An 8,413-nucleotide genomic window follows, 5' to 3' on the forward strand; every position below is an offset into this window, starting at 1 on the left:
CTCGTAGATCGGCTGTCCCGGCGTCATCCGCGGATCAGATTTCAGCTCGTGACCGGCTACATGGAAACACTGCACCGCGACCTGAGCGAGCGCAAAGTCGATCTGTTGATCATGCGGAGCGGCGGCCCGATTGCTGACGAGCGGCTGCATTTCGAGTTTCTATTTGAAGATTGCTATGTCGTCGCGGCGGGTACAAAAAATCCATGGGCTCGGCGGCGCAACATCCAGCTCTCCGATCTGGCGGAGGAGCGTTGGGTGCTTCCACCCAGGGAGAGCGTGATCGGATCGATCATCACGCAGGCCTTTCGCGCCAGCGGATTTGACTATCCACGCGCGACGGTGGTCACCGATTCCCCCCATATGCGGGTCAGCCTGCTGGAGACAGGGCGGTTCATCACGGTTTTCCCGGCTTCCGCACTGAAATTTCTCGCCAGGGGCTCGGCGCTTAAGGTCTTGTCCGTTGAACTGCCGGCGGCACGTCGACCAAACGGGATAGTCACCGTTAGGGATCGTGCCATCAGCCCGGTCGTGCAACTCGTCATTGACAGCGCCCGTGAGCTTGCAGAGCCAACGGCGAAACGCAAGTGACGAGCCGGAGGTCCGCTTGCGGCTCATCGCGACATATTGCGATGCCGCACCAGCGCCGCATCGCTCCGCTTGGTCCATGGGTGCACGGCCTAGTACTTCCTGGCGATTGATCGCAGCCGGGCGCCGCCCTAGTCCAGCCGTACAAGCAACGGTCAAAAGGGTGGAAGCGATGCAGATGAACGACAGTCAGCGTATTCCGGCGTCGAAAGCCAAGGTGTGGGCTGCGCTCAACGATCCCGATGTYCTCAGGCGCTGCATTCCCGGCTGCCAATCGCTCGAGATGGCATCGCCGACGGAGATGATTGCGACCGTGGTGCTGAAGGTCGGTCCGGTGAAGGCGACGTTCAGCGGCAAGGTGACGCTGACCGATATCGATGCGCCCGATGGCTATCGCATCGTCGGCGAAGGCGCCGGCGGTGTCGCAGGCTTTGCCAAGGGCGGCGCGAAGGTCAGGCTGGAGGAGGAATCGCCTGACGTCACCGTCCTGCACTACGAGGCCGACGCGCAGATCGGCGGCAAGCTCGCACAGCTCGGCGCGCGGCTGATCGATTCGACGTCGCGGAAACTTGCCGCGAACTTCTTCGAAAACTTCGCGGCGGTGGTAGCGCCATCATCGTGATCAGCGCGTCGTCCTCGGCGCCCTGACGCGAACCTGTAGGGTGGGCAAAGGCGCTCTTGCGCCGTGCCCACCACTTACCAATCCACGATTGCGAGAGAAGAGGTGGGCACGCTTCGCTTTGCCCATCCTACTGCGCTGAGTGGACCGGACGAATCGGATTGCGGCATGACTTTGCCGGAATCCGATGGCCCGTTTCGAGCTGCAAAACAAGGGCAAGACGCGAGCCCGGACAAGGAGATGAGCGGCGAAAGCCGCCAATGATTTGCACTACTACCTTCCGCCTATACTAAGCGCGAAGAGGCGATGCTGTAATTTCGAACGATGGCTCGCAGACGAACTGCGCATCACGGGCGTAGCGCGCTCAGGCGCCTAACATGGCGTGCACAACAACACCGCGGAGGGAATACAATGACCTTTGGAACGAAGGGCTTCTTGGCTGGCATCTCGATGGTTGCGATGCTGGCCACCGCTACATCAGGCGTTCGCGCCAACGACTCCCTGCTCAAGGCACAATCCGATTCGAACCAGTGGGCCGTTGCCGGCCACGACTACGGCAACACGCGCTTCAGCCCGCTGAAGCAGATCAACACCGAGAACGCCGGCAAGTTGACTCTCGCCTATTCGTTCTCGCTGGCCTCGCTCCGTTCGAACGAGTCCTCGCCGATCGTCGTCGGCAACACGCTCTACGTTTCGAGCTCCTGGGGCCCGAAATACGTCTACGCGCTCGATGCCGCCACCGGCGCGCGCAAGTGGACCTACGAGCCCGATATTCCCGAGGACGTGCTGCAATACGCCTGCTGCGACGTGAACAATCGCGGCGTCTCCTATGCCGACGGCAAGATCTTCGTCGGCCGACTCGACGGCAAGCTGACGGCGCTCGATGCCGCGACCGGCAAGGCGCTGTGGACGACGAAGGTGGTCGATTACAAGCAGGGTTCGGTCATCACCTCGCCGCCGCTCGTCGTGCGCGACAAGGTCATCACCGGTTTCGGCGGCGGCGAGTATGGCGTGCGCGGTTCGCTCCAGGCCTTCGACATCAACACCGGCAAGCAGCTGTGGCAGACCTACACCGTTCCCTCGCCGGACGAGCCCGGCGGCGACACCTGGAAGGGCGACTCCGCCCAGCATGGCGGCGGCGCGGCCTGGCTGGTCGGCTCCTACGATCCGAAGAGCGACACGGTCTATTGGGGCACCAGCAATCCCGGCCCGTGGAACACGGCGGTGCGCTCGACCGGCGACGGCAATTTCGGCAAGCTGACCAACCTCTACACCGCCTCGACGGTGGCGTTCGATCCCAACACCGGCAAGATCAAGTGGCACATCCAGACCACGCCGGCCGATGCCTGGGACTATGACGGCGTCAACGAAGCCGTGCTCGCGGATCTGAAGATCGGCGGCAGCACCGTTCCGACGCTGATGAAGGCGGATCGCAACGGCTACTTCTTCGTCGCCAATCGCGAGACCGGCAAGGTGCTTTCGGCGGAGAAATACGTGTTCTCCAACTGGGCCAAGAAGTGGGACGTCGCCACGATGCGCGCGGTCGAGGATCCCGACAAGCGTCCCGGGCCGAACCATCCCGCCAAGGACATCTGCCCGAACCTTATCGGCGGCAAGAACTGGCAGCCGATGTCGTTCAACCCGCAGACCGGCCTCGTCTACATCCCGTCCAACAATGTCTGCATGGACTGGTCGGTCTCCGATGTCGCCTACAAGCGCGGTGTGTTCTATCTCGGCGCCGAATTCCCGACCAAGGAAGGCCCCGGCGGCTTCCTCGGCGAGCTCGTGGCCTGGGATCCGGTCGCGCAGAAGAAGGTCTGGTCGATCAAGGAAGACCTGCCGTTCAACGGCGGCACGCTGACCACCGGCGGTGGCCTCGTGTTTGCCGGCAACATTCATGGCGATTTCCGCGCCATCGATGCGAAGTCCGGCAAGGTGTTGTGGAGCAAGAATCTCGGCTCCGGCATCGGCGCGGGTCCGGTGACCTACCAGGTCGACGGCAAGCAATATGTCGCCATCGTCGTCGGCCGCACGGCTGCGCTGCCTGCGTTCCTGGGCGAGGTAGGAAAGAAGATGACGGCCGCAGCTCCCGAGGGCGGTTCGCTCTTCGTGTTCTCCGTCCAGTGACCACTCGCGCGCGTATCCTCGAGGTGACGGATACGCGCGCGCTTTTTCCAAACCTTAGCTGCGGCATCGGCCGATGCCTGGTGCCGCAGCGCCTGGCTCGACAGAATTCTGGCCCAACAAAGCTATGGGAGACGAGGATGCGTCCGAATCATTCTGGCACCGGTGCGAGCCGAAATCGCGCCATCGCAGGCCTGCTCGTATGTGCCGCGCTGATCGCTCCACCCTCGCTGCACGCAGACGAAGCGCAGCCGCTCCGTCTCTGCGCCGATCCGACCAATCTTCCGTTCTCGAGCGATAGTCCGTCGCAGCCGGGCTTCTATGTCGAGATYGGGCAGGCCCTGGCGCAGGCGCTCGGCCGGCCGGTCGCCTACGACTGGTACAAATCCTATTTCGGCAAGCGCACCGTGCGCGTCACGCTGCTCGGCAAGCAATGCGACGCCATGATCGGGCTGCCGCGGTCCGAGGATTTCATGGGACCGGCCGTGATCTTCTCCAACGCGTTCGCAAAGCAGGGCTATGCCCTCGTGGCCGCCAAGGGGCAGGCGCTCGATGGCGTCGACGGCCTCAAGGGCAAGCGCGTTGCCGTGCAGTTCGCCAGCACGCCGCAAAACCTGCTCGCGAGCCGCGACGACATCCAGAAGGTGACGGTGCTGTCGCCGGAGGAAGGCATGCAGGCGCTCGATCGGGGCAAGGCCGACGTCGCCTTTATCTGGGGCCCGGTCGCAGGCTGGCTGAACAAGACCAGCTACAATGATCGCTACCAGATCCAGCTCACCGAGGGCGATGGCCTGTCATGGGACGCGGCGATCGGCTTTGCCAAGACGTCCACCGAGCTGCGTGATCGCGTCGATGCCGTCCTGCCGCAGCTTCAGAGCACCATCGGCGCGCTCGCGGTGAAATATGGCCTGCCGACCGGTCAGCCGGCGCGCTTCGGGGCGACCCAGGCGATGCCGGTGGGAACGACGACCGGGACCGGACCCGGTGTGACGCAGACCGCCAGTGTGGTGGCGACCGAGACCAAGGGCGACGCGGCCGCGCCGGGCACCGAGGCCGTCGGCTCCGGCAAGGAGATCTTCAACGGAACCTGTGCGCACTGCCACGGTCCCGACGCGGTCCAGAGTGAGCGGAAGATCGACCTGCGGCTGCTGCGTCACCGCTACGGCGACGAGATGCGCGAGAAGTACTGGACGACCGTGCATGAGGGACGGCCGACCAAGGGCATGCCGGCCTGGAAAGAGGTCTTCACCGACGACCAGTTCGACCACATCTTTTCCTTCCTGCTGACGGTCCAGTCCGAATCGAACGACTGAACGATCTTGACCGAACGCGATCGGGAGGATGTGGTAGCGTCCGTCCGGCATCATCCCGGCGCCGGACGGCTATCGCTTGGATGTGCCGCTTCCGCTGCCATGGTCGATGCGCGTGCGGTGCAGTGTTGGGAAGGCGCCATGACCAGCTTCCTGATCATCGACGATCATCCGCTGTTTCGCGAGGCGCTCGGCAATGCGGTGCGGCTGGCCTTGCCGGAGGCGCAGATCTTCGAAGCGATGTCGATCGGGGATGCGCTGCATATCCTGTCGGCCGGGCAGGGCATCGATCTCGCGCTGCTCGACCTCTCGCTGCCGGATGCGACCGGCTTCTCCGGCTTCCTGCGCTTGCGCGAGGCCTATCCGCGCCTGCCCGTCGCCATCGTGTCCAGCGAGGAGGACCAGCATGTCGTCCGCGAGGCGCTGGCGCTGGGCGCCGCAGGCTATCTGCCCAAGTCGACGTCGAAGCGCGAGCTGGCACAATCGATCGAGGGCGTGCTGAGCGGATCGGTGTCGGTGCCAAAGGATTTCGTGGCAACGCCGAAGCGGCGGCGGGCCGATGCCGGCAACGGGCTCGAGGTCAAGCTGCGCGACCTCACGCCGCAGCAGCTTCGCGTGCTCGACCTCCTGCGTCGCGGCTATCCGAACCGGCAGATCGCCCAGGAGCTTCAGCTCGCCGAATCCACGGTGAAGGCGCATATCACCGAGATCCTGCGCAAGCTCGGCCTGTTCAGCCGCAACAAGGCGATCATCGAGATCGGCAAGATGGAGCTGCCGGATCCGCGCAGCCGGCCTCATGCGCGGATCGATCGCGGCAGGTCGCAATGACGCGCGGTGTCCTTCTTGACCTGGATCAAGCCGGCGTGTCTCTGCTGAGTCATTCTCAACGCGTGCAATTCGACGCCGGCCTCGGCGGTATCCTGGGCACGGTCTTCAAGGTCTTCAGAATGGCTCGTACCTGATGCGATTTCTGATCGTCGAAGATCATCCGCTGTTCCGCGAGGCGCTCGAAGGCGCGCTCCGGATGGTGGCGCCTGCGGCCGATGTTGTTCAGGCGACGTCGATCGACGGCGCGCTGGAACAGGTCGCGGCGGCCGCCGAGTTCGACCTGATCCTGCTCGATCTGTCGATGCCGGGCACCACGGGTCTTTCGGGCATCATCCGCATCCGCAAGGCGTTTCCCAAAATTCCCGTCGTCATCGTCTCCGGGCATCAGGATCGGCAGATCATATCCGGCGCAATGTCGCTCGGCGTGTCCGGCTACATCCTCAAATCGTCGTCCAAGCAGGATCTGGCACAGTCGATCGGCGAGGTACTGCGCGGCTCGGTCTGTGTTCCCGCCGTCTATCGCGGACTGGTCCGCCCGCTGCGTGCGTCCTGCCCCGCGCAGGATCTCCTGAAGCGCCTGCACGAACTGACACCACAGCAATTGCGCGTGCTCGAAATGCTCAAGCGTGGCCTGCAAAACAAGCAGATCGCCTATGAGCTGAAGATTTCGGAGACCACGGTGAAGGTCCACGTCTCCGACATCCTTCGCAAGCTCAACGTGCTCAGCCGCACCAAGGCCATCGTCGAAATGTCCAGAATCGATTTCGCGACGCTGGCAGCCGGAGACACCGCGGCCAGGCGCGAGCGGGCACGGCCGGACCAGCAGTGAGACGATCTTCTCCTGTTTGCTCTTCAAATTGAGAGCGCTTTTTACTCGTAAGTCATGGTCGTGACGGAATGTAATATACTACCGGTACTATGCATGGGGTTGTTTTCGCCATTTTGATTGGAAGCCATGCGCGCTCGCCCCGCCGCAAGCGGGGCGAAGCGAAGACTATCCGTGCGGGCTAGCTCAGCAGGAACGACAGCAGCGCCCGCATCTCGGCGGGCTTGATCGGCTTCTTCAGCACTTCGAGGCCGTGCAGGCTCGCTTCCTTCGCGGCCTTTTCGGAGTAGTCGGCCGTGATGATCATGGCCGGCGTGTCGAGCGTCAGATGCCGGCGGACGTCGGCGATGGCCGACAGGCCGCTCTCGCCGTGATCGAGGTGGAGATCGGCGATCACCGCGTCGGGTGCGCCGCCGAGCTCGCTGAGGCGCAGCAGCGCATCCGCGGCAGAGCGCGTGGTCGCGACGTCGCAGCCCCATCCTTCCAGCAGGGCGGCCATCGCCTCCGAGCCGTTCGGGTCGTTTTCGATCAGCAGGATCTTGGCGCCCTCGAGCCCGCTATAGTGCCGCTCGGCGAGCTTGACCTCATGCACCTCGTCGCTGACCTCAGTGAGGTCGGCCGGCTCCAGCTCCAGGGTGAAGGTCGATCCCCTGCCGACCTGCGACGACAGCCGCACCTCGTGCCCGAGCACGGTTGCGAAACGGCGGACGATGGAGAGGCCGAGCCCGAAGCCGGCCTGGTCGGTCGCGGTCGCCTCGCCGCGCTGGAATTCGCGGAAGATTGCCTGCTGCTGCGCCTGTGCAATTCCAGGTCCGGTGTCGGAGACCTGGATGCAGATGTGGTCGCCCTTCAGCCGGCATCCCATGACGACGCCGCCGCTGCGGGTATAGCGGATGGCATTGGCAAGCAGGTTCTGGAGGATCCGCCGCAGCATCATCGCATCCGACCTCACCGCGCGCGGCGAGGTGCGGATGCGCAGGGAAAGACCCTGCCGCGCCGCGACCGGCTCGAATTCGTTGCGGAGCTGTTGGAACAGGGGCGCCAGCGCAATCGCCCGCACGTCGGGCTTGAGCGCGCCGGCGTCGAGCTTTGCGATCTCCAGCAGCGACCGCAGCAGGTCCTCCAGCATCAGCAGCGAGCGGTCGGCCTGGTCGATGAGCAGGCCCGCCTCCTGCGATTCCATCATCTCGGTCAGCGCCGACAGCGTCAGGCGCGCCGCGTTCAGCGGCTGCAACAGGTCGTGGGTGACCGAGATCAGCACCGATGATTTCAGCGAGCTTGCGGCTTCGGCCTGCTGCTTGGCGCGGTAGAGCCCCTCATTGGCGCGCTCGACCGAATGCAGCGCCTCGCGCAACTGGTGAGTCCGGTCGCGAACCTTGTGGTCGAGCGCAATGGCGGTTTCGAACAATGAAAAGGCGTTGAGCTGCTGGTCCATCGAGCGTTCGACCCGCGACATCAGCGCGGCATTGATCTTCTTCAGCTTCGCCGCCTCGCGCCGTAGCTGGTCGACCGCATCGGGGCCCTGCCACATGTCCGTCACGACGGGCGCCTTCCGATCGCAACGCCGGTGAAGGTTTGGTTCACATGCATGGAGCCGAACTGCTCCCCATAGGTATGAAAGCCGACGACCCGGTTCTGCCGGTACAGGTCGGACATGTCGCGGGCGAGCTGATGCTGCTCGGCGTCGAGCCGGCGAAGCAGGCACTCGAAGCCGATATAGAGCGAGACCTCTCCGATCTGGTCGCGGATCTCGGTGAAGGTGTCGCAGGTCGAGCCGACCAGGCTGCGCGACGTCGCCGCCGTCAGCACCATGCCCTCGTCGATGGCGCAGAAGAAATGCAGGGAGCCGTCCGGTTCGACGCGCTGGATCGACCGCGCGTAATAGGCGCCGCCGACGCGCACCAGCACGGGGTGGGACGCGAAGGAGAACGGATCGAGCTTGGCGTCCAGGATCCCGACCATGCGCGAATATTCCTGGGCCGCAGGCTCCGCGTTCAGCTCCCTGACCGTTCGATTTTCGATGTCGGCTTCGGTGACCACCATCTTCTGCGGGCTCGGCTCGAAATTGTCGCACTTGAAAACCCGGAACGGCAGCGAGGTGTTCAACAGGATCAGGAGGGC

General features: G+C 64.1%; 8 protein-coding genes. 6 read left to right on the top strand and 2 right to left on the bottom strand.

Annotation, left to right across the window (positions count from 1 at the left end):
• From AC1D00_RS15740 to AC1D00_RS15765, 6 genes are all read left to right on the top strand, one after another.
• The coding region (locus tag AC1D00_RS15740) for a LysR family transcriptional regulator substrate-binding protein (protein WP_477011307.1) at positions 1–588 on the top strand (588 nt) is incomplete at its 5' end.
• Positions 589–757: 169 nt separating this feature from the next.
• Entirely contained in the window at positions 758–1,207 is a 450-nt protein-coding gene (locus AC1D00_RS15745; RefSeq protein WP_477011308.1) for an SRPBCC family protein, read from the top strand.
• 408 nt (positions 1,208–1,615) lie between these two features.
• Entirely contained in the window at positions 1,616–3,331 is a 1,716-nt protein-coding gene (locus tag AC1D00_RS15750; protein ID WP_029677416.1) for a PQQ-dependent methanol/ethanol family dehydrogenase, read from the top strand.
• Between the two features lie 137 nt (positions 3,332–3,468).
• The gene (locus tag AC1D00_RS15755) at positions 3,469–4,641 is read left to right on the top strand and encodes a c-type cytochrome (protein WP_477011309.1); all 1,173 of its coding nucleotides are present in this window, start codon (positions 3,469–3,471) and stop codon (positions 4,639–4,641) included.
• Between the two features lie 138 nt (positions 4,642–4,779).
• Positions 4,780–5,466 carry a response regulator transcription factor gene (locus tag AC1D00_RS15760; RefSeq protein WP_027546743.1) on the top strand — a complete coding sequence of 229 codons (687 nt, stop codon included), beginning with the start codon at positions 4,780–4,782 and terminating at the stop codon, positions 5,464–5,466.
• Positions 5,467–5,599: 133 nt separating this feature from the next.
• Positions 5,600–6,295: a response regulator gene (locus AC1D00_RS15765; RefSeq protein WP_477011310.1), complete on the top strand. Its 696-nt coding sequence runs from the start codon at positions 5,600–5,602 to the stop codon at positions 6,293–6,295.
• Between the two features lie 178 nt (positions 6,296–6,473).
• Here AC1D00_RS15765 and AC1D00_RS15770 read toward each other — a convergent pair whose 3' ends face one another.
• Positions 6,474–7,823 (bottom strand): hybrid sensor histidine kinase/response regulator, encoded by a 1,350-nt coding sequence (locus AC1D00_RS15770; protein WP_025576175.1) that lies wholly within the window; start codon positions 7,821–7,823, stop codon positions 6,474–6,476.
• Between the two features lie 5 nt (positions 7,824–7,828).
• Positions 7,829–8,413: FIST C-terminal domain-containing protein (locus AC1D00_RS15775; protein WP_477011311.1), on the bottom strand; the 585-nt coding region annotated here is incomplete at its 5' end.

Source organism: Bradyrhizobium sp. P2_E8 (assembly GCF_056403875.1).

Coding starts and splice junctions, on each gene's coding strand:
- AC1D00_RS15750 (WP_029677416.1), top strand. CDS start 1,616: ATGACCTTTGGAACGAAGGGCTTCTTGGCTGGCATCTCGATGGTTGCG.
- AC1D00_RS15760 (WP_027546743.1), top strand. CDS start 4,780: ATGACCAGCTTCCTGATCATCGACGATCATCCGCTGTTTCGCGAGGCG.
- AC1D00_RS15765 (WP_477011310.1), top strand. CDS start 5,600: ATGCGATTTCTGATCGTCGAAGATCATCCGCTGTTCCGCGAGGCGCTC.
- AC1D00_RS15770 (WP_025576175.1), bottom strand. CDS start 7,823: ATGTGGCAGGGCCCCGATGCGGTCGACCAGCTACGGCGCGAGGCGGCG.